Consider the following 24,370-nt stretch of genomic DNA (forward strand, 5'->3'; position numbering starts at 1 on the left):
GTTCCTTCGAAGTGTGCGGCCGCGGTGCGGCAGGGTCAGATGGCGTAGTCGACGACCACGGGGGCGTGATCGGACCATCGCTCGTCGTAGGCGGCGGCACGGTCGACGGTGTACGAGACGACCGTGTCGGCGAGGGCCTGCGTCGCGAGCTGGTAGTCGATGCGCCAGCCGGTGTCGGTGTCGAAGGCCTTGCCGCGCTGCGACCACCAGGTGTACGGGCCGGGCACCTCGCCGGCGTCGCGGCGGCCGAGGTCGACCCAGCCGAGACCGGCGCCGGCGTTGTAGGCCTCGTCGCCCTCTGCGCCGAGGAAGCGGTCGAAGTACTCGCGCTCGGCGGGCAGGAACCCGGCGCGCTTGACGTTGCCCTTCCAGTTCTTGATGTCGAGCGTGCGGTGCCCGACGTTGAGGTCGCCGACGACGACCGCGAGCTCGGAGTGCTCGGCGAGCTGGGGGAGGCGCTCGACCATCGCGTCGAGGAACTTGAACTTCTCGACCTGCTTGGGGGTGTCGACCTCGCCCGAGTGCACGTACGCCGAGACGACGGTGACGACGCGGTCGCCGACCTCGTAGTCGGCCTCGAGCCAGCGGCCCGCGGTGTCGAAGTCGGCCGCGCCGAGCTCGACCCGGTGGAGGTGGGCGCGGCGGCGGCTCGCGATCGCGACGCCGGCGCGGCCCTTGGCGGTCGCCGCGTCGTGCAGGATGTCCCATTCGGAGCCCAGCAGGCCCTGCAGGTCTTCGGTCGAGGCGCGCACCTCTTGGAGGGCGAGGATGTCGACGTCGCGCGCGGCGAGCCAGTCGCCCATGCCCTTGCGGAATGCGGCCCGCACCCCGTTGACGTTGACACTGGCGAGACGGAGGGGCTTCGCGGAGGGCATGCCCTCGATCCTACGGGAGCCCTCCGACGCGCTCGGTCGTGCCGCGCTCGGCTCGCTGGCGCGCCTCGAGGTCGGCGAGGTCCTGCTCGGCGCGGGTGAGGCGCCGCTTCGCGGGCAGCCGGTCGAACCACTTCGACCTGGCGAGCGCGCCCCGCGCGTCGCGCACGCGGACCTGCGCGGCGGTCAGCAGCGCCTCGCGCTCGCGCTCGCGCGCCTCGGCCTCGAGCTGCTCGGGAGTCACCTTCCGAAGCGTCTCGTGCGCATCCGCGGCCTCGACGGCGATCCAGCTCGCGGCGACGAGGATCACGATGCTCGCGAGGTGGAACCAGAGGAGCAGTGCGATGAAGACGGCGAACGTCGCGAGCAGCGGGTTGCGGCTCGCGCTCGACACGAGCAGCCCGCTGAGCATCTGCATCGCGGAGAGCGCACCGGAGCCGAGGAGCGAGCCGACCCACATCCGGCGCCACGGCATCGCCGCACCGGAGAGGAACCGGAACATCACCGCGAGGGCGAGCGTGTCGATCACGAACACGACGACGATCGCGCCCGCCTGCACGAGGAACGCCTCCCAGCCGCCCGCGTCCTCGATGCCGAGCGAACTGAACACCCATGAGATGAACGAGGTGGTCGCCACCGACAGCACGGAGGCGAAGATGAGCACTGCGCCGAAGCCGAATCCGGCCAGGAAGTCCCTCGCCTTGAGCAGCACGTACGCCCGGGTGTCCTTCGGCAGCCCGAAGATCGAGCGCACCGAGAGCCTGGCGTAGGTGATCCAGCCGATGGCCGTCCAGATGAGGCCGATGACGGCGATGGCACCGGTCCACCCCAGCACTCCCGCGCTCGCCTGCGCGATCTGGGTGAGCTCGTCGTCGGAGATGACGGCCTCGTCGCCGGAGCCGACGAGCCCGGGCGCATAGGTGTTCACCAGGGTGATGAACGCATCCATCGTCTCCTGGTTGCTCGTGAGCCAGATGCCGGCGACCGCGAAGACGACGTAGATCGCGGCGAAGCTCGCGAACAGCGCCTGGTAGCTCAGCCCGGCGGAGAGGATGAACCCGTTGCGCGCGAGGAAGTGCCGCCAGACGCGCACCGGGAACAGCGCCATCGTCTTCTTCGTGATCGTGTTGACCCGGCTGATCGGTTCCTCGAATCGATCGAGGAACGGCTGGCTCGCCGCTTCGAAGCGCGCCTTCGCCGAGCGGTTCACGTCGTCGAGCTCGGCGTGCACCTCGTGCACCGGCTCGGACTCGCGCGAGCGGCGGGCGTCGGCGCCGGCGCGCGTCGAACTGCGCGTCTCCGGGCCTGGTCGCTCGCTCACGTTCCCAGAGTAGCGAGGTGCATCCGGATGCCACGCGGTGCCGCCGTGCGCCACGCGGGAGCGGTCGCGAGAACACCCTCAGGGGCTGCCCTGAGCCCTGGTCGGGGTGTCCCCCGAATCGGCGTTTCGCCGTACCCCGAGTTCGGGGGGTAATAACTGAGGAATCCTTGAGGATGGCGGATGCGTGAGAGGAGACTTGCGGCGCTGACCCGAACCATGAGCCGGCGCCGTCGTCACGGAAGTGGGAGAGCCATGTATCTGCGCACACGAACTCGATCCGGATCCCGAGTGGGGAACCGGGGGACTGGCGTGAGGCGGGCGAACGGTGCACTCGCCGCGCTCCTCGCCGGGGCGCTCGTGATCGTCGGCGCCCCGACGATCGCAGCGGCCGAGGCGCTCGAGCCCGATCCGGCGGTCGCGAGCGAAGCGGCGGAGCCCGCGCCGGAGGCGACGCCCCCGGCGCCCGAGCCCGAGGCGGAGCCGGCACCGGAGCCGGCGCCCGCACCGGAGCCCGAGCCGGTCGTCGAGCCCGAGCCTGCAGCAGAGCCCGAGTCCGTACCCGAGCCGGTGCCGGCGCCTGAGGCGGTCGCACCGATCGCGGTGCCCGAGGCCGTGCCGGTCGACTGCGAGGCGATCCCGATCGCGAACGACGACCGCAGCGCGCGCGACGCGTGTCTGGAGACGCAGCAGGCAGGGATGCGCGCATTCGCCGACGACGGATTCGACCCCTCGACTCCGAACCCCGACCTGCCCAACAGCTGCGGGCTCGACTTCGCGCTGATCCTCGACAAGTCGGCCTCGATCGGTTCCGGCGGCATGGCGAACCTCAAGGCCGCCGCGAACGCGTTCACGAACGCGTTGAAGGACACGGGGTCCCAGGTCTCGGTCACGGCCTTCGACCAGGATGCGGGAGTGCTGAAGACCGCCACCGATCTCACGACGGCGAACCTCGCCGCGATCCAGGGTTCGTACTCGGGTCTGGTGTCCGACGGATGGACCAACTGGACGCGCGGGCTCGAGGTCGGGCGCGGCACCTTCGGCGGCTTCGCGGACACTCCCGTGGAGCTCACGATCGTCATCACCGACGGCAACCCGAACACGGTCGACCCGGACAACGGCGGGGAGTTCCCCGACGGTTCGCCGGGTGCCGTGAACCCCGCGATCGCGCAGGCGAACGCGATCAAGGCGACCTCCTCGCACGTGTTCGTGGTCGCGGTCGGTGACATCGACCTCGGTCCGATCCAGGCGATCTCGGGCGGCGAGGAGTTCACCGGCTCGAACATCTCCACAGCCGACTACATGCAGAGCGACGACTACGCGAGCCTCGCCGACGACCTGAAGGTCGTGGCAGAAGCGCTCTGCGGCGGGAACGTGATCATCCACAAGCAGGTGGGCCCGGCGTTCCCGGGCGATCCGGGCGGCGTGGGATGGCAGTACACGACCGCGACGAGCGACGTCTCGCCTGCGTCGGGCACGACGGATGCCACGAGCCAGACCGAGCCGTTCGCGGTGACCGGCTTCGCGGTCGGCCAGAACCCGCCGGCCCGTCAGGTGGTCTTCACCGAGACGGTCGACCCGATGGGCAGCGCCCTCACGGGTGTCAGGTGCGGCACGACGTCGAACCTCGCCGATGCGAGCGCGGTGCCGTTCAGCACGCCCGACCGGAACTTCACCGCGACCGTCTCGAAGAAGGGCACCACGCACTGCTGGGTGCTCAACACGCTCGCGCCGAAATGGCTCGCGTGGAAGACGGTGAACCCCGCCGACGGCACGACCGTCGAGCCCGGCCAGAACGTGACCTACACGCTGCACGCCAAGAACGACGGCGCGATTCCGGTGACCGGTGCGACCCTCGTCGACGACCTGAGCGATGTGCTCGATGACGCGACGCTGCAGATGCCGTTGCCGGCGGGTCTCGTGCTGAACGGCGATGAGCTGAAGTGGTCGATCCCGACGCTCGGCCTGGGTGCCGAGGCCACGGTCTCGTTCATGGTCACCGTGAAGGACGACGCGTTCGACCGGGTGCTGTACAACGTCGTGACTCCGAGCGACCACGGTCACTGCCCGACGGACGTCGAGAAGACGACGCCGACGCATCCGGCCGACGACTGCGAGACGACGAACCCGACACCCGACATCGCCATCGACAAGGAGGTCGACGTGGTCGACCTCAACCCGGCGAGCGGCGAGTGGACCATCGGCTACACGCTCGATGTCGAGAACACCGGCGAGGTCGACACGAAGTACGACCTCTCCGATGCGATCGACTTCGGCGATGACATGACGATCTGGTCGTTCAAGTACTGGGCGCCCGGTGAGGATCCCGACGTCGACCCCGGCGTCGAGCTCGCAGCCCCGGGCCCGAACCCGCCGACCGGCGAGTACCTCATCGACGAGGACGTGCCCATCGCCGTCGGCGCGACCGACAGTTGGTACGTGCGGGTCATCGCGACGATCGACGACGAGGGTGAGCCCGAGTACGGCTGCGACGGCGAGGAGGGCGGCGGGTTCTCGAACACCGGCATCGTCACGATCGGCACCGGTGTCCGCGAGGACACCGACTGCGACGCCCCGGCGCGGCTCACGCTCGTCAAGGAGGTCGACAACACGAAGGCCGAGGACATCCCGGACTTCCCGCTGGCGGTGCCGAGCGACTGGCTGCTGAAGGCCGAGGGAGAGACGGTCACGGTCGAGGATCCCGGAGTCAGCGACCCGGGTCGCACGTACCTCGTCCCGTCGGGCTGGTACGACGTCAGCGAGCGTCCGAACCCCGACTCCGACAACCCCTACATCGATGACGGCACCTACGTGCCGGGCGAGTGGGACTGCGTGACCGACGGCCCGGTGCTCGCGAAGCACTCGGATCCCACGGACAACGTCTACGTCCCGAGCGGCGGTGAGGCCACCTGCACCATCGTGAACACCGCCGACCCGGCCGACCTCGGCATCGTCAAGGAGTACGAGCTGCCGGAGGGCGTCGAGGCCATCGACAACACCGACCCCGAGGCATCCGAGTTCTGGTTCACCCTGACGGTGACGAACCACGGACCGGACGTGCCCGGCGCGCTCGTGACGGACACGCTGCCCGACACGCTCGAGGTGATCAGCGGCATCGAGATCGACCCCGTCGATCCCAACTGGAACGCGTCCTTCGCGGGCAACGAGTTCACGGCCGAGTACAGCGGCGTGTACGCCGCAGGCGAGGTGACCGAGTTCCGGTTCCAGGTGCGGTTCCTCGGCGATCCCGTCGTGCCGATTCCCGAGAACCCCGAGACACCGCCCGAGCCGGTGCCGGCGGAGCCGGTCGTGAACGAGGCGTGCGTCGAGATCGTCGTCCCCGACGACGACGTCCCCGAGCTGCTCCCGTCCGAGAAGCTGGAGGAGCCGTCGCTGCCGACGAACGACCTCAACCCCGACAACGACTGCGACGACACCACGGTGCCGACGAAGGCGATCGAGGCGAACGCGTACGTGCAGTGCATCAACGACGTGCCGTGGCTGTACCACAACGTGATGACGGCGGGGCCGGTGACGCCCTCCGACATCACGGTCACCTGGACGCCCGACCCGGTGTTCTACCCCGACGCGGAGCCGATCGTCATGACGATCCCGTGGGAGGAGCGGAACGGGCGGCTGCTGTGGCCGTACGGCGAGGTGAACGACGAGGGCATCTCGATCGGCTGGCCGGGATGGCGCCTGGCCGAACCGGGGGACGTCGTCGGAGAGGGCACGATCGTCGACTCGTGGGAGAACATGGTGAAGGACTCGTCGCTCCCGAGCTACGCGTTCGCCGACCAGCTCCACCCGATGACGATCACCTTCGAGATCAACCCGAGCCAGTCGGTGCTCGCGGTCTACCCGCAGGCGACGCCGGCGTGCGCGGTCACCCGTGACGCCCACCCCGAGATCGTGAAGACCTCGAGCGTGACCTCGGCGAAGCCGGGCGCGACGTTCGACTACACGCTCTCGATCACGAACCCGGGTCTCGGCGCCACCAAGGCGATGGAGCTCTTCGACGAGATCCCCGCGGGTCTCAAGGTGAACTCGATCACCACGGCACCGGCCCCCGCGTTCCCCCGCTGGGACGGCTGCGAGGTCACCGGCAAGGACTCGGCCGGGTACGGCGGCGTGCTGCACTGCACGCTCAACGGGCAGATCGGCGGCACGCGGCCGGATGCCCCGGACGTCGTGCTCTCCGTCACGCTGAATCCGAAGTCGACCGCGTCGAGCGTCGTCAACACCGGTGAGATCTGCTGGAACGACCTGCCCGACGATGAGACGGCGGCCGCGGCGGAGGGGGCGATCCCGCTCGATCCTGCCGAACCGGTCCTGTGCGACGACTCGGCAGTGACCGTGACGATTCCGCAGCCCGGATCCTCGATCGCGAGCACCGGTTTCGCGGGCGGTCCCGTCGGCTGGGTCGCGGCGGGCATGCTGCTCCTCGGGGCGATGGCCGTCGCGTACACGGTGGTGCGGCGCCGCCGTCTCGGTGACGGGTAGCCCGCGGGGGCCGAACGGCCCGGGCTGAGACAGGGGGATGCCGCGACGCGAGATGCGTCGCGGCATCACCCGTTTCGGGGTTCGACTCTTCGGGGCGGTCGCGGTCAGAGGTGCGCACCGCCGCCGCGAAGGCTGAGCAACGATCGGATGCCCCGTCGGAGGCCGTTCCGGCGGGGCATCCCCGTCGTTGTACCCCGAAAACCGGTATTCGCGCAAGAATCTGTACCCCAAAGGCGAAGATACCCCCGTATTGGTGCCAATTTCGGGGTATCACGCAAGATTCGAGCGATGGAAGGATGAGCGCGAACGTGCACCCGTGCGTTCGACGGCTCGCCTCGACGGGCCGATGGGGGACGTACCCGCGAACCCCGTGGCCCGACCACCGGACCGCAATACAGCCGGAAGCCGCCCGCTTCCGAAACCCGAAGGCTGATGATGAACGTCACGCGATCGAACCGCAATCGTTCCACCGAGCAGGCGACCGGCCGCAGGTCGCTGAGGATCCAGGCGAGGCGAGCGCGCATGCGCCTCCTCAGCGCGCTCACCATCACCGGCCTGCTCGCCACGGGCGGCGCCGTGTTCATGGCGGTCGCGCCGGCGACGTCGGCCAGTGCGGCCGACCTTTCGAACGGCGTCAAGACCTCGTTCGAGATCGACGGCGACACCGCCGGGGCGAACGACTGGGTGGGCGTCGTCGGCTCGACGCCGAAGTCGGCCTACACGACCGCCTCAGGGCACCAGTCGAGCGGCATCGTCGACGCGCAGCGCACGTCGGACAGTGGGGCCGACTACGCAGCCCACACCTGCGGGGCCGCTGAGACGCTGAGCGTGTTCCCCGGCGGGGCGAAGATCAACGACAACCCGTGGAAGACGTTGATCACGAACTCCGCGAACGCCAAGGGCGATGCATGCACCGGCGGTTCGGCGTACGAACTCGTCAACGTCGGCGGCGTCGAGCACATGATCTTCTACGCGTACTGGACGCGGCTCTCGGGCAACGGCGACATGACCTCCTATCAGGTGCTGGAGGGGCCGAACCCGGGTCGTGGCGACGACTTCCTCATCGAGTTCAACTACGACCCCTCGGGCAACCCGAAGACCGACATCAACCTCCTCGGCTGGAACGGCTCCTCGTGGGTCGACACCGGCACCACGGTGTACTTCCAGGCGGCGGTCGGTGCGAACACCGACACCAACTCCTCGGCGGGCGACAACGACACCTTCGGCGAGTTCGCGATCGACCTCACCGCTTCCGGGCTGCTGCCCACTGACGGAAGCTGCCGAACGCTCGTCGAGTCGGGCTTCATCACCCGTACCGGAAACAAGGACACCGCGACGCTGCAGGACAAGCTGGTCTCGAGCGATCCGCTGTCGCTCTCGAACTGCGGCAACCTCGTCGTCAAGAAGATCGGCGGCACCGGCCCCGACGCGACGTTCGGCTACACGGTCGCGCGGACCGGCGCAGGCAAGGTGCACGACACCACGCTCACCGGGCCGACCGACACCGTGCCCGGTGACAACGGACTCGGCGCCGCGATCAAGATCGGCGACACGCACACCTGGACCAACGTCTTCGCGGGCAACGACTACAAGCTCACCGAGACGACGCCGCCGGCGCCGTGGGTGTTCAAGCAGACGAGCTGTACCGTGACGAACCCGACGACGGGCCAGGTCGAGTCGGCGACCGACGGCAGCTTCAAGATGTACGTCGGCGCCACCACCACCTGCACCATCGAGAACGTCACCTCGGGCGTGAAGATCACGAAGGTCGCGCAGGGCGACCCCGCCACCTTCGACTTCACCGTCACCGGGCAGCCGGGCAACGTCCAGGTGCCGGGCAACTCGAGCTCGCAGGTCTTCTACTACACGCCGGGATCCGACGTCACCATCAAGGAGATCGCCGAGCCGGGAACCCCGGAGTGGAGCCTGCAGTCGATCGTCTGCGCCCCGGCCGGGACCATCGACGCTCCCCAGGCGACGGCGACGGTGAAGACCGTCGCCGGCCAGGTCGCCGAGTGCACGTTCACCAACCGGCAGGACGGCGCGATCAAGATCATCAAGAACGTCGCCGGTGCGAACGGCACCTTCACGTTCACGACGACGGGCGCCGACATCGCGGGCTTCGACCTGACGACGGTCGGCGGCACGGCGACGAAGGACTTCACGAGCGTCACCCCTGGCCAGTACACCGTGACCGAGACGACCCCCGCCCCGGCCTACGACCTCACGAACCTGAGCTGCGTCGAAGACGTGACGAACGACTCGGTCGTCTCCATCGTCGACGGCAAGGCGACGATCAACGTGCAGCCGGGCGAGCTCGTCACCTGCACCTACACGAACACGCAGCGCGGCAACATCATCGTGAAGAAGGAGACGAACCCCGACAAGTCGAGTGCGGTGTTCGACTTCACGCTCACCGGCCAGCCCGGCTTCACGCTCAGCGACGGCGGCGAGAAGGCGTTCAACAACCTCAAGCCCGGCGCCTTCACGCTCGCCGAGCTCGCGAAGGCGGGCTGGGATGTCACGAGCATGACCTGCACCGGCGAGACGCCGACGACCGACTCGCCCATCGCGATCACGCTCTCGGCCGGCGAGACCGTCGTGTGCACCGTCCTCAACACCGCCACGAAGGGCAAGGTGCAGGTCACGAAGACCGCGGTCGGCGCCGCAGACTGGGCCTTCGACATCTCGATCAGCCCGACTCCCGGCGGCCAGGACGGCACCAAGACCGTGAGCGACGAGTCCCCGACCGTCGCCTGGGACGACCTCGACGTCGGCACCCAGTACACGCTGCAGGAGACGGGCCAGGCCGGATGGGACGAAGGCCCCATCGTCTGCACCGGCCTCACCGACGAGAAGCCCGACGTCGACGGCTTCCAGTTCACGGTGACGCCCGGTCTCGACCTGAAGTGCACGGTCGAGAACATCGCCCAGCCCGGCAAGGTGACGGTCACGAAGACCGTCGAGGGCGTGGCATCCGGCACCGCCTGGAGCTTCGACCTCACCATCGACCCCTCGGCCGGGGTGGTGCCGGGCGCGACCCAGCAGGTCACGAACGCCGACCCGACCGTCGAGTGGACGAAGCTGAAGGTCGACGAGACGTACACGATCACCGAGACCCTGCCCGCCGGCTGGACGGGCGGTCAGGTGGTCTGCGGTGCGCTCGTCGACCTCGAGCCGAACGAACCCGGCTTCACGTTCAAGGCCACGCCCGGCCTCTCGCTCGACTGCACGGTGAAGAACACCGCGAAGCCGGCGACGGCGAAGATCACGAAGACCGCGGTCGGCGAGGGCGGCACCTTCATCTTCGTGCTCGACCCCATCGCCCCCGACGGCCCCGCCGTCGAGCAGTCGGTCGTCATCGGCGCCGGCGGCGGTCAGGGCGACACCACCTTCACCGGTCTCGTCCCGGGAACGAAGTACTCGATCGCCGAGAAGGACCCGGGCTCGCACTGGGTGAAGGGAACCCTCGTCTGCACCGTCAAGCACGCCGACGGCTCCACCGCGGGCGTCGACGAGAGCGGCTTCACCGTCGAACCCGGTGACACCTTCGACTGCTCGATCACCAACACCGCCAAGGGCACGATCGTGATCGTGAAGAACATCGACGGCGCCGACGGCACCTTCAACTTCACCGGCACGTGGCTCGACCCGCAGGCGTTCAGCATCACCACCGTGGGCGGCACGAAGTCGAACACCTCCCTGAACGTGCTCGCCGGCAAGTACACGGTGACCGAGCTCCTGACGAACACCCACATCGGCTCGTTGCAGTGCACCGACCCCGACGGCGGCTCGTCGGTCGCCAAGCTGGTCGGCACGATCGACCTCGACCCGGGTGAGACGGTGACCTGCACCTACTCGAACACCGAGCTCGGCAAGATCATCGTCGACAAGAACGTGACGTTCGCGAGCGACCAGGAGTTCGACTTCGACTACTTCGACGACCATGACAACAAGACCTCGTTCTCGCTGACCGGCACGGCGACGCCGTGGGAGTCGGGCCTCATCGAGCCGGGCACGTACACCGTGAAGGAGCTCGGCGAGGCGAACTGGAAGCTGCAGAGCCTCCAGTGCACCGGGTCCGACGGGGTCAGCTACGACGGCCCGCTCGCGACGATCGTGCTGAAGGCCGGCGAGGTCGTCACCTGCACCTACGTCAACGCCCCCGACACGGGCGACGTGACCGTGCGCAAGATCGTCGACGGGGTGCCGCAGGGCTACCCGTTCGACTTCGCGATCACGATCTCCCCGGCCGTCGTCGGCCAGGACGCCACTCAGCACGTCACCCAGGCGGACTCGAGCGTGAGCTGGAACACCCTCGTGGTGGGTCAGAGCTACACCCTCACCGAGGGTGACGAAGCAGGCTGGAACGAGGGGGCCTTCGTCTGCAACGGCGGCGCCCTCGCCGACGCGGATCCCGCGCTCGCCGGGTTCCAGTTCACGGTGACACCCGGTCTCTCGATCAGCTGCACGGTGACGAACACCGCCGTGCCCGGCAAGGTCACCGTCACGAAGAAGGTGAGCGGCGTGCCCGACGGGCTCGAGTGGTCGTTCCCGCTGACGATCTCGCCGGCCGACGGCGTCGCGCCGGTCACCGACCCGATCGGTCAGCAGACCGTCTCGGGCACCGGGAACGTCACCGACACGGTCACGTGGACGAACCTCAAGATCGGCACCGTCTACACGGTGACCGAGGGCACGCTGCCCCTGGGTTGGTCGGGCGGCACGGTCACCTGCACCGACGCCGACCCGCAGACCGCGGGCAACCAGTTCACGGCGACGCCCGGTGCGAGCCTCTCCTGCGAGGTCACGAACGCGGTGGTCCCGCCGACCGGCGAGATCACCAAGGAGCTCACCTCGATCTCGCAGAACGCACAGGGCACGTGGGATCTCGTCTACGAGGTGAAGGTGAAGAACCTGAGCCCGGTGGCCCCGCTGGTCTACGACCTCAGCGACCAGCCGTTCTTCGGCTCCGGCATCGTGATCAACACGGCGTCGGCCGCGGGGCCGTCCGACGCAGCGGACGACTGGGACCCGAAGGCCTCCGTCTACACGCTCGCCGATGACGAGTCGGTCCCCGCAGCGGCCACCGACACCTACACGATCACGATCAACGCGACCGCCGCGGAGGTGGTGTTCGACACCTCGCAGCACCTCTGCCAGCCGGGGGAGACCACTCCCGGCGGGTTCCGCAACACCGCATGGCTGAAGGTCGGCGACGGCGCCCTGCAGCCGGCCACCGCGTGCGGCGGGCCCGGCAAGGCGATCGTCGACAAGGAGCTCATCGGTTCCCCGGTGCTGGGTGCCGACGGCGACTGGACGGTCACCTACGAGGTGAATGTCACCAACGAGAGCGCCGTGCACGAGCTGTACTACGACCTCGAGGACGACCTCGGGTTCCCCGGGGGGGTCGAGATCGTCACGGCCACCGCGACGAACGACGCGAGCGTCGACACGACCGGGTGGAACGGCCAGACCGAGACGACGCTCGCGGACGACGTGAAGATCGCGAAGTCGGCCGTGCACACGTACACGATCGTCGTCGTCGCCGACGTCGACCAGATCGTCGAGATCGACGACGCGATGTGCCTCGAGACGACGAGCGGTCACGGCTTCTTCAACGAGGCCGTGCTCACGAACGGCAAGATCGAGACCCGCGACAGCGACTGCGACACCATCCCGATCGGTCGCCTGACGCTCGAGAAGCACGTCGACCTCTCGGCGTTCGAGGGCTACACGCCCGAGGACTTCGGGCTCGACCCCGAGGCCTTCGAGCACCTCGCGTCGAAGGACTGGCTGCTGACCGGTGACGGCGCCGACGCGAAGGTCGCGGTGCTCGGCGACGCCGGGACGGTGTTCACGGTTCCGATCGGTGACTACGCGCTCGCCGAGGAGCCCACCGTCGAGGGCGCCGCGCACCCGCTCCTCGAGTACTTCTTCAGTCAGGGCTGGCGCTGCGAGGTCGGCGGCGACGATCCCGCGGAGACCGACACGGCGACCGTCGAACTCGGTGAGCTCACGAGCTGCGAGCTCACGAACAAGGCCGAGCTCGTCGACGTCGGCATCGAGAAGGACTACGACCTCAGCGGCCTTCCCGATGACGCGATCGAGGGCGGCGACGAGTTCGAGTACGTGCTCACGGTGACGAACCACTCGAGCATCGAGGTGGCCGACCTCGACGTCACCGACGTCGTCGACCCGGCCCTCGAGGTCACCGGCCCCGCGAGCTTCGAGGGCGACGGCACGTGGACCGAGCAACCGACGATCGGCGACAACGCCTTCGCCGCGCACGGTGTCGGGCCGTTCGAGCCGGGCAGCGTCACCACGATCCGGATCCCGGTGAAGCTGCCGATGCCCGAGCCCGTCGAGGGCGGCATCGTCGGACCCGACGACCCCGCCCCGCCGACCCCCGAGATCGAGCTCGGCGACGTGCCGAACGAAGCATGCGTGAAGATCACCGAGGGCGAAGGCGTCCTGCCCGACCTCGTGAAGGCGAACGACTGCGACGACGTCGAGGTGCCCAGGAAGGCGATCGACCCGGCCGCCTACGTGCGCTGCATCGCGGATGTCCCGTGGCTGTACTTCAACGTCGCAGCCAGCGAGCACGTCGAGCCCGGCGACATCACCGTCACCTGGACGAGCGCCGACGGCACGCTGACCAAGGTGGAGACGGTCGCCTGGGAGGACCGCAACGACCGGCTCCTCTGGCCCGGAGCCGCGGTCGACGAGAACGGCATCCCGTTCGAGTTCCCGGGCTGGCGCCCGATCACCGAGGAGGACCTCACGAACCCGCCCACGCCGGGCACCCGGTTCGGCGACCTGATCCTCGACGAGACCGTGCCGACCTACCCCTGGCGCGACATGGAGAACCCGGCGACGATCACGTTCTCGGTGAACCCCTCGCAGTCGGTGCTCGCGGTCTACCCGCAGGCGCTGCCCAGCTGCGAGATCGAACGCGAACCGCTCGTCGACATCCTGAAGACGTCGTCCGTCACCGACGCGAAGCCGGGCACGGACTTCGAGTACACGCTCGAGGTGACCGCGACGGGCGTCGGCACCGCCGACCCGGTCGAGGTGTTCGACGAGATCCCGTCGCAGCTCCGCGTCGACGCGATCACGACGGCCCCGTCCCCGGCGTTCCCGCGTTGGGAGAACTGCGAGGTCACCGGCAAGGATGCCTCGGGCTACGGCGGTCTCCTGCACTGCGAGCTGCTCGGGGTGCTCGGCCCGAACTTCCCCGCAGCGCCGCCGATCGTGCTCGACGTGCACCTCAACGAGGCGACGAAGTCGACGAGCGTCGAGAACACCGGCGAGGTGTGCTGGCAGAACGCCGACGACACCTCCGAGGATCCGGTGGTCGTCTGCGACGACTCGAAGGTGACCGTGCGGGTGCCGCAGCCGATGGCGGTGACCGGCTTCGCCGGACAGCCGTTCGTCTGGGGGGCCGCGGGCCTCGTGCTCCTCGGCGGGCTGCTCGTCGCCGCGGGCATCGCGATCCGCCGTCGCAAGCAGGGCGAGCACACCGCCTGAGGCGGGTCCGCGAACGCGGACGCACCACTACCGGGGTCGGGCCGAACAGGCCCGGCCCCGGTTGTCGTTTGCAGCAACGAGTCGACGACGTGTCCCCCGAATGGGGTGGGTCGAGCGATTCTCGACTACCCCGCATTCGGGGGACGACGCGGTAAAGATGCTGATGAATCCGGGGATCTGCTCGATCGGTGCCCCCCGTTTTGGTGCCACCCGTGCCCTGTTGTGTACCCCGAACTCTCTGATTGACTCGGCGCAATTGCGAGATTCTGTCACCCGAGCGTCATCACCCGATCACGAAGGTTCGACAACCATGGACAGCTTGTTCCACCCGCGCCGCTCCGACCCGAAGCCCGAAGGGCGCCGTGATCGACGCCTCCGGCTCGAACGCCGCAGGCACACCGTCCGCGCGACGATCGCCGCGGTCACCGCCGGCGCGATGCTCGCGCTGGGGCTGCCGACGATGGCGCTCGCCGTGGGCGAGGCGGCCGAGCCCGACGCGCCCGAGACGACGCAGTCGACGAGCGAGCTGCTCGAGGAGCCGGCGACGGGGGAGAGCACGGAGCCGAGCGAGGAGCCCGCGGCGGAGGAACCGCCCGCTGAGGAGCCGCCGGCCGAGGAGCCGCCGGCTGAGGAGCCGCCGGCCGAGGAGCCGCCCGCGAAGCCGGCGCCGGCAGCGCCGGAGACCGCTCCCGAGGCCACGGAGCAGCTCATCGCGCCGATGGCGATCTTCCCGGCCGACACCGCGGACTGTACGACGAACTGCGGCAACCTCTCCATCACCAACGTCGTCTCCGGCGGACCGGCGACGGCGGGCCAGTGGACGCTGCACGCGGTCCGTTCGAGCAACAGCGACAACTACAACTTCACCTCGGGGCAGACCCGGCCGGTGCCGCGCAACGACACGTACACGCTCTTCGCCGACAGCGGGCCGGCGAACTACACGGCGAGCTTCTCGTGCGCCACGGGCGGATCGGGCAACAACGACCCCGACTGGGACGAGGGTGACCGCACGGTCACATTCAGCAACACGAACGGCAACCCGACCCAGAAGTTCGCGAATTGCACGTTCACCCAGACCTACACGGGTCCCGCGACCATCAACGTCCAGGTCGGCGGGGCACGCACCGGCATCTCGAGCGTCGGGGGTCTCGGCGGAGTGACCCTGCAGCTCTACACCGACAATGCCGGCAGCTTCGGCTCGATCATCAACCAGCCCTGGGCGACCTGCACGTCGACCGCCGCCGGCGTCTGCAGCTTCGTCGTGCCGAACGCCAACAACTCCAACTTCTGGGTCGCGCAGGCGACTCCCGGCGTCCCGGCCGGCTGGTTCTCGAACGACACGCTCGCGACCGGCACCTCGCCCACCTCCGCGGACTACCGATTCCGCATCGCCGACGTCGACGCAGGCGAGACCCTCAGTTCGCTGAGCGACTTCATGATCGCCACGGGCAACACCGCGAACAACGCCTCCGGCGGCATCTGGCAGAACTCGCTCGCGAATCCGACCAGGGCCCAGCAGTGCGGCGTGCGGATCGCGCTCGTCATCGACCTCTCCGGCTCCGTGGAGCCCAACTTCGCCGACCTGAAGGACGCCGCCAAGGGCTTCGTCACCGCCCTGCAGGGCACCCCCTCGCAGGTCGGCATCTTCACCTTCAACAACGTCGCGCCGGCGAGCGTCGGCGGCAACCTGGGTATCACGCCGGTCTCGACGGTCGGCGGTGCGAACACGGTGCGCAACCACATCGACAGCTTCGGCACCCCCAGCGGCGCGACGAACTGGGACCGCGGTATCTACCAGGTCGCAACGAGCGGCACGCAGTACGACATCGCACTCGTGCTCACCGACGGCAACCCCACGGTCTACGCGAACAACGAGGGCCCGGGCAACCGCACTCGATTCCGTGAGGTCGAGAACGGGGTCTTCTCCGCCAATGCCGTGAAAGCGCTCGGCACGCGTGTCATCGCCTTCGGCGTCGGCAGCGGCGTCGGGGGCTCGCCCGATAACCTCGTGGCCATCTCCGGCAGCCAACTGAACTCCGACTACTTCCAGTCCGCGAGCTACGACCAGGCAGGAACGATCCTCCGCAACCTCGCGCTCGGCGCATGCCAGGGATCGGTCTCGGTCGTCAAGCAGGTCGTCTCGAACACGAGCACGGGCGAGCAGAAGACGGGCCAGACCCCGGCCGGCGGCTGGACCTTCACCGCCCAGCCCACCACGGGCGGCATCACCCCCGCCTCGCAGTCGGGCGTGACGGCGGCCGGCACCGGCGCTGTGAACCTCCCGCTCACCTTCGCGGGCGGCACGACCTCGGGCACCGTCAAGGTCACGGAGAATCCGCAGGGCCACAGCATCGTCACGACGAGCGGCAAGAACGCCGTCTGCACGGATGTCGCGACCGGCAACGCGATCACGGTGACGAACGAGACGGACGGCTTCTCGGTCCCCGTGAGCTCCACGCAGGCCGTCACCTGTACGGTCTGGAACCGACCACCGCTGCCGCAGTCGACGTACAGCGTCAACAAGGTCTGGGTCGTGAACGGCGTGACCTATCAGAACGGCCAGCAGCCGATCGGCCTCACGGCTCAGCTCACCGTCGGCGGAGCGAACGCGCCGTGGGTGACGCCGCAGGGACCGGTCCCGGCCAACACCGTCGTGTCGCTGAACGAGACCACGAGCGTCGGTTCGCGCGATCTCTGCCGCATCACCGACAGCAAGGTGACGCTCGCGAACGGCAGCGCACCGGCCAACGGGGCCCTGCCGTACAGCGCCACGCTGCAACCGGGCGACAACACCTACACGATCACGAACACCGTCACCTGCGACTCGCAGCTCACGCTGAAGAAGACCGTCTCGAACGGCCCGGCCGATCCGTCGGCGTGGAACCTCGACGCGGTGGCCCCCGGCGGGGCGCTCGCCGGACCGAACGGCGCCACCGGCACCCCTGGGGCGACCGCACTCGTGACCCCGAATGTCACCTACCCGCTCGTGGAGACGGGTGACCCGCGGTACGTGCAGACGCTCGGGCTGAACGCCGTGCCGATCCCGCCCGCCAAGGGCAGCTGGGACTGCGTGCAGGTGAACGCGGGCGGCACGGTCGTCCCCGGCTTCGCCGACGGCCTGAACGGCGGCGTCACGGTGCCGCTGGGCTTCCGGGTGCAGTGCACCGCGGTCAACCAGACCGCGCAGGTCCAGCTCCTCAAGGTCGTCGACGACAGCAACGGCGGCGACGCCGAACCCGCCGACTGGGACCTCCGCACCACGCCGGCGAGCACCGCGAACGGCGAGGTGACGACGACCGTGAAGAGCGGTTCGACGATCTACCTCCGTCCCGGCAGCACGTACAACCTGTCCGAGCTCAACGGCCCGACGGGCTACACGCAGCTGTCGCTCAAGTGCAACACCGGACCGGGCGACTCCTACGTCGACGTGACGAGCATCACGCTCACCGCGTTGCAGTCGAAGATCTGCGTGTTCACGAACATCGCGACGTTGCCGAAGCTCTCGCTCGACAAGGTCGTCTCGCCCGCCGGCGTGGCGGACAAGACCTCGTGGACGCTGAGCGCGTCTCGCACCGACAACGCGCAGGTCGTCGCGAGCGGCGCGGGCGGCACGAGCGGGCAGGTGAACGTGCCCGCGGGCGTCGCGTTCGACCTCACCGAGACGGGCGGGCCGGCGAACGCCGGCGAGTTCCAGGCCGGCACCTGGCAGTGCACGGTGAACGGCAACGCCGCCCCGGTCGGTCCGGCCCTCGCCGCCCTCAACCCGGGTGACGTCGCATCGTGCGTCGTCACGAACACGCTGAAGCCGATCGTGCCGAGCATCACGAAGACGGCGGCGATCCCGACGCCCAACGCGAACGGCACGTGGACCATCGGTTACGACATCATCGTGACGAACCCGAGCAACTTCCAGGGCCTCACGTACTCGCTCACCGACCAGCTCAAGTTCGGCAGCAGCGTCACCGTGAACAGCGCGAGCTACCAGCGCACCCTGCCGGCCCCCGAAGGCTCCGTGAACAACTGGACCGAGCCGTTCGCGGACGTGCAGGCGTTCGTCGGTGAGCCGGCGCTCGCCAAGAACTCGTCGCACACCTGGCACGTGACCGTGAACGCCACGGTCGCACCCGGGGCGGACTTCGGCGGCACGAGCCCGACCGCGTGCGACGCGGGCACCCCGGGCACGGTCGGGTTCCTCAACTCGGCGACGATGACCGTCGACGGCAAGGACTACACCGCCCAGGACTGCGCGGTCCCGGTCAAGCCGACGATCACCAAGGTCGGCGGGACGGCCGTGAGCAACGGCGACGGCACGTGGACCCTCCCGTACACGATCACCGTGACGAACCCGTCGGCCACGACCGGCGTCGTCTACGACCTGAAGGACGAACTGAAGCTGCCGGCCTCGGCCGAACAGGTCGGCACCCCGACGGTCGTGTCCAAGCCCGCGGGCGTCACGACGGTCCCGACGTGGTCCGGCGCTGCTCCGAACACGCTGCTCGCCGATGACGTCGCCCTCGCGGGCGGTGCCGCGGCGCACGTCTACCAGATCTCGGTCACGGTGAAGATCGGGGCGGATGACCCGGCCTACACCTGCCCGAGCGCCGGCGGCCTGAACAACACCGCCACGCTCGTCTCGGGCAACCAGACGACGGATGCCACGGGCTGCGTGACGGTCGACTCGCCGACGATCACCCACACGAAGACGGTCGTCCCCGGCTCGGTCGCACAGGCCGCCGACGGCACCTGGACCATCGCCTACGACCTCGTCGTGACGAACACAGGCGCCGTGGGCGGGGTCTACGACCTCGTCGACACGACGCACTTCGGAACGGGGGTGACGGGTGGCGTCTACTCCGCGACGAAGAACGGATCGCCGATCGCCGGATGGACGAGCGGCAGCCCCCTCGCCACCGGCGCGTACCTCGCGGCCGGGGACCCCGACCCGAAGGACACGTACCGCGTCACTGTGACCGGCATCGTGCTCACCGGGCCCGACCTGACGCCGGCGCAGACGGCGTGCCCGGCGGGCAGTGCGAGCGGCGCGTTCAACAACACCGCGAGCCTGACGGTCGCGGGCGTCACGACCGACAAGTCGGCCTGCGACAGCCCGAGCGCCCCGAAGATCGACAAGTCGGGGGCGACGGCGGTCCAGAACCCCGACGGCACGTGGAACGTGACCTACACGCTCAAGGTGTCGAACACCGAAGCGGGTGCGAAGCCGTCGTTCTACACGCTGAGCGACGATCCGGCCTTCCCGACCGGTGTCGCCTACCTCAGCTACAAGATCGACGCCAACCCCGCGGTCACGCCGTATGACGGATCGCCGTTCACGGTGGTCGCGAACAAGCCGATCGCGGCAGGTGCCACCGACACCTACACGGTCGTGCTGAACGTCGATGTCGACGTGGCATCCATCCCGTCGGCCCAGCTGGACTGCAAGTCGGTCGACAACCCGACCGGCGTGGGCTTCCTGAACAACGCGACGGCGACCTCCGGCCAGATCGTCCGCACCGACGACGACTGCACGAACATCAGCAAGGGCGGTCAGCCGTCGGTCGACAAGAGCAACCCGACGGTGGTCCAGGGGTCCGACGGGGTCTGGACGGCCACGTACACGATCACGGTGACGGGCAACCCGACCTACGTGTCGCGCTACACGCTGAAGGACACGCTGCGCTTCGGCCCGGCGGTCGAGATCGTCTCGGCGACCTGGACCGGTGCGACGAGCGGTGAGTGGCCCGGCCCGGTTGGCGGTCCGCCCAGCAGCCCGACGGCCGACCTGGTTCCCACGAACAAGACCATCGCGGCCAACGCCACGCAGGTGTACACCGTCACGGTGAAGGCGAAGGTCTCCAAGGCCGCGTTCACCGACCCGAAGACCACGACCTGCGCGTTCACGGATGCGGACCCGAATGTGGGCTTCCTCAACGAGGCGGCTCTCACGTCGAACGGCATCACGACGAAGGACACCGGCTGCGGCGTCCCGGCACAGCCGAAGATCGTGAAGGCTGCCGTCGGCCCGGTCACGAAGGTCGGCGACCACTGGGAGGCGAGCTACCAGATCCAGGTGTTCAACCTGGGCCTGCAGGCACTGGTCTACGACCTCTCCGACACGCCGGACTTCGCGGGTGGCGTCACCATCACCGACCGCACGGTCACGAGTTCGGACGTCACGGTGAACCCCGCGTGGAGCGGTTCCTCGCCCTCGACCGATGTGATCGTCAGCGACAAGGTGCTCCCGCCGACGGCGACGCACACGTTCAACGTCGTGGTCTCGTTCACGGTGGCTGACGCCGACGGCAGCCCGGCGCTGCTCTGCGACGGCGACGGCGGCAAGGGCCTCCTGAACTCGGCGACGGTCACCTCGGGTGACACATACACCGACGACGCCTGCCTCGACGTTCCCGTGGTCGTCGACGTGCACAAGCAGTGGGTCATCAACGGCGGTGCGCCGATCGCGTGGGACAGCGCTTCGCTGCCCGCCGGGTTCACCGCGCAGGCGACCCTCGGCGGCCAGCCGATCGCGTGGGACAGCGAGCAGGGTCCGTACAAGCTGAACGACCAGGTACTCGTCGGCGAGACCGGCGTGGTCGTGCCCAAGGGCTGTACCCTCACCGGTTCGACGGGTCTCGGCACGCAGACGCTGGTCGACACGCACAACACGTTCACGGTGACGAACAACGTCACCTGCACGCAGACGGTCACGCTGACCAAGGAGGTCGAGAACCCGAACGGCGGCAGCGCCGTCCCGACCGATTGGACGCTGAGCGGCGAGAACACCGGTAACCCGGCCGACACGTTCTCGGGCACGGGCACCGCGTCCGGTCCCGTGAAGGTCAACGTGGGCTACAAGCTCAACGAGGTCTCGACGGTCTGGGAGAACGACGTCGAGTACGAGGTGAAGGCGACCTGGACCTGCTCGTCCACGAGCGGAGCCGACGCGTTCGCACTCGTGAGCACGCCGGGTTCGGTGAATGCGACGCTCACGGTCAAGCAGCTCGGCGCGAGCGTCGACTGCAAGATCGTCAACACCGACATCGCGCCGACGCTCGAGCTCGAGAAGATCGTCGAGCCCGCCGAGGTCGCGGAGGACTTCCCGCCGAACCTCTGGACGCTCACCGCCAGCGATGACGGCACTCCGGTCGTCACCGGTGACGGCGAGGCCTCGGGCGAGGTCGAGTCGAACACGCCGTACGACCTCTCGGAGTCCGCGGACTTCGCCGAGGCCGACGAGTTCGACCCGAGCGACTGGACGTGTCTCGTGACGAGCGAGGACCCGGCGGTGCCGGCGCTCCTCGACGACGCCGCGGTCACGCTCCTGCCCGGTCAGGTCGTGCACTGCGAGATCACGAACACGGCGAAGCCCGCCACGTACGACGTGAAGAAGACGGTCACGAGTGCGGAGCAGCAGCCCGACGGCACCTGGAGCATCGACTACGAGATCACGGTGCAGAACACGAGCGGTGTCTCGCCGCTCGAGTACGACCTCACCGACGACCTCTCGAAGTTCGGGGCCGGCATCACGATCGAACAGGCCGAGTGGACGGCCGACAACGGTCTGCCGGGCGGCGAATGGGACGGGCTCGATGAGGACCCGCCGGTGCTCCAGGAGACGCTGGCGACCGAGCAGCCGCTCGCGGCGGGCACGACCGACACCTATGAGGTGACGGTGACGGCGACCGTGAGCGAGGAGGCGTGGACCGACGAGACCACGATCTGCTCGGAGCCCGGCACGACCGAGCAGGGCGGCTTCCGCAACGTGGCGACCGTCACGATCGACGGGCTCCCGACGGTGCGCACGATCTGCGACGAGCCCGGCCGGGCGACCGCGGCGAAGGCGCTCCTCGACGACGAGCAGCCGACGCTCAACGGCGACGGCACGTTCACGGTCGAGTACCGGATCGACGTGACGAACGCCAGCGGGAAGGACGTCTACTACGACCTGAGCGACACCCCGGCGTTCCCCGCCGGCACGACGTTCACAGCGTCGGCCCTCGACCCCGAGGGCAACCCCGTTGCAGGTTGGACGGGCGTCGATCCCGCAACGACGCTCGCCGATGACCGGCTCATCCCGGCCGCGACCGACGGCGGGCCGACGGTCGAGACGTGGTTGATCACGGCCGTGGCCGACGTCGACGCGATCACCGAGATCGACGACGTGCAGTGCGTCGCGACCACCGAGGGCAAGGGCTTCTTCAACGGCGGCGTCTTCTCGTCGGGCAAGATCGAGACCGATCTGGAAGCCTGCGTCGACATCCCCGTCGCGAAGCTCACCCTCGTGAAGCACGTCGACAACTCGGCCATCGAGGATCTGCCGTCCCTCACGGGCGGTGTCGCGAGCGACTGGAATCTCTACGCCGACGGCGAGTCGACCCAGGTCGGCGTCGTCGGCAACGAGGACGGCGTCTCCACGATCGTCCCGATCGGTGAGTTCACCCTCTCCGAGGCGGCGATTGCGGATCCCTCGAGCCCGCTCGTTCCCGACTACTACGACGCATCCGACTGGACCTGCGAGCCGGTCGGGGCCGAGGGCGGCGGCGACACGCCGACGACCCTCGCGCTCGCGATCGGCGACGACGTGACGTGCGAGATCACGAACACGCTGGTCCCGGTCGACGTCGGCATCGAGAAGACGGCCGAGCTGCCCGAGGGCGTGACCGCGGTCGACGACACGGGCGACAACACCTTCGAGTGGGTGCTCACGGTCACGAACCACGGCCGTCCGGTCGCGAACCTCGAGGTGACCGACCTCATCGACGACCAGCTCGAGATCACCGGTCCGGCGACCTTCGAGCCGGCCGACAACTGGACCGAGAGCACGACGGGCAACGCGTTCAGCGCCACCTACGCGGGCGTCTACGAGGCCGGACAGGTCACGCAGATCCGCATCCCGGTGAAGCTGCCTGCGCCGCCGCCCATCGACACGGGTGATGCGGTGGGTCCTGACGACCCGGTGCCCCCGACGCCGGTGCTCGGGGCGGACACGATCCCGAACGAGGCGTGCGTCGCCATCGTCGGTTCCGAGATCGATCGTGCGGCCGCGGGGCCGGGCGGCGAGGTCCGCGACCTCGACGATCTGAACCCCGACAACGACTGCGCCGACGCCGAGGTGCCGGTCAAGAAGATCCAGCCGGCCGCCTACGTGCGATGCATCGCGGATGTCCCGTGGCTGTACTACGACGTCGCGACGACCGAGAACGTCACCCCCGGTGACATCACGGTCACCTGGACCTCGGCCGACGGCACGCTCACCGAGGTGCAGACGATTCCGTGGGACGAGCGCCAGGGCCGGCTCCTCTGGCCGGGCGCCGCGGTCGACGCGGACGGCATCCCGTACGCGTTCCCGGGCTGGCGCCCGATCACCGAAGCGGACCTCGCGGATCCCGGCTCGGTGGTGCCCGGCACCAGGTTCCTCGACCTGATCCTCGACGAGACGGTCGAGACGTACCCGTGGCGCGACATGGACAACCCGGCGACGATCACCTTCTCGGTGAACCCGAGCCAGAGCGTCCTGGCCGTGTATCCGCAGGCACTCCCGAGCTGCGAGATCGACCGACCGGCCGAGCTCCAGATCGAGAAGACCGCGAGCGTCACGACCACGAAGGCGGGCGGCGACTTCAGCTACTCGCTGCAGGTGACGTCGGTCGGCACCGGTGCGACGGATCCGACCGAGGTGTTCGACGAGATCCCGGCGAACCTCCGGGTCGACGAGATCACGACGGCGCCGGCGCCCGAGTTCCCGCGTTGGGAGGACTGCGAGGTCACCGGAACCGACTCGAGCGGCTACGGCGGAACGCTGCACTGCACGCTGCTCGGGCAGCTCGGTCCGAACTTCACGTCCGCCCCGGTGATCGAGCTGGCGGTGCACGTGAAGGAGGGCACGAAGCCCTCGAGCATCGACAACACCGGTGAGGTCTGCTGGCAGACTGCCGATGACGCGGAGCCGGCGACGGAGTGCGCCGACGACACCGTCACCGTGACCGTGCTCGGAGGGACGGCCGTGACCGGCTTCGCGGGCGGTCCGTGGATCTGGGGGGCCGCGGGGCTCATCGCCCTCGGCGGACTGGCCGTGGTCTGGACCATCACCCGCCGGCGACGGGAGGCGGCCGCCGGCGATTGAGCCGCGGCGGCTCGGCGGGGAGTGACC

General features: G+C 69.0%; 5 protein-coding genes. 3 read left to right on the top strand and 2 right to left on the bottom strand.

Features of this window, described 5'->3' with window-relative positions; all coding sequences use genetic code 11:
- Window positions 1–35: 35 nt before the first annotated feature.
- Window positions 36–875, bottom strand: a complete 840-nt coding sequence (locus ACFVTX_RS09495; protein ID WP_386899389.1) for an exodeoxyribonuclease III — start codon at window positions 873–875, stop codon at window positions 36–38.
- A 10-nt stretch (window positions 876–885) separates the two neighbouring features.
- Entirely contained in the window at window positions 886–2,193 is a 1,308-nt protein-coding gene (locus ACFVTX_RS09500; protein WP_386899391.1) for a YihY/virulence factor BrkB family protein, read from the bottom strand.
- Between the two features lie 309 nt (window positions 2,194–2,502).
- Between ACFVTX_RS09500 and ACFVTX_RS09505 the strand changes: the two genes are divergently transcribed.
- From ACFVTX_RS09505 to ACFVTX_RS09515, 3 genes are all read left to right on the top strand, one after another.
- Window positions 2,503–6,693 carry a VWA domain-containing protein gene (locus tag ACFVTX_RS09505; protein WP_386899393.1) on the top strand — a complete coding sequence of 1,397 codons (4,191 nt, stop codon included), beginning with the start codon at window positions 2,503–2,505 and terminating at the stop codon, window positions 6,691–6,693.
- A gap of 522 nt (window positions 6,694–7,215) precedes the next feature.
- The gene (locus ACFVTX_RS09510) at window positions 7,216–14,223 is read left to right on the top strand and encodes a collagen binding domain-containing protein (protein WP_386899395.1); all 7,008 of its coding nucleotides are present in this window, start codon (window positions 7,216–7,218) and stop codon (window positions 14,221–14,223) included.
- Window positions 14,224–14,533: 310 nt separating this feature from the next.
- Complete coding sequence (locus tag ACFVTX_RS09515; RefSeq protein WP_386899397.1) at window positions 14,534–24,343, top strand: hypothetical protein; 9,810 nt, start codon at window positions 14,534–14,536, stop codon at window positions 24,341–24,343.
- Window positions 24,344–24,370: the final 27 nt, after the last annotated feature.

The organism is Agromyces sp. NPDC058136 (assembly GCF_042884375.1).
Taxonomy (GTDB): Bacteria; Actinomycetota; Actinomycetes; order Actinomycetales; family Microbacteriaceae; genus Agromyces.

What these genes read in the sequence shown, in the direction of transcription:
- ACFVTX_RS09515 (WP_386899397.1), top strand. Translation starts at nt 14,534, where the DNA reads ATGGACAGCTTGTTCCACCCGCGCCGCTCCGACCCGAAGCCCGAAGGG.
- ACFVTX_RS09510 (WP_386899395.1), top strand. Translation starts at nt 7,216, where the DNA reads ATGCGCCTCCTCAGCGCGCTCACCATCACCGGCCTGCTCGCCACGGGC.
- ACFVTX_RS09495 (WP_386899389.1), bottom strand. Translation starts at nt 875, where the DNA reads ATGCCCTCCGCGAAGCCCCTCCGTCTCGCCAGTGTCAACGTCAACGGG.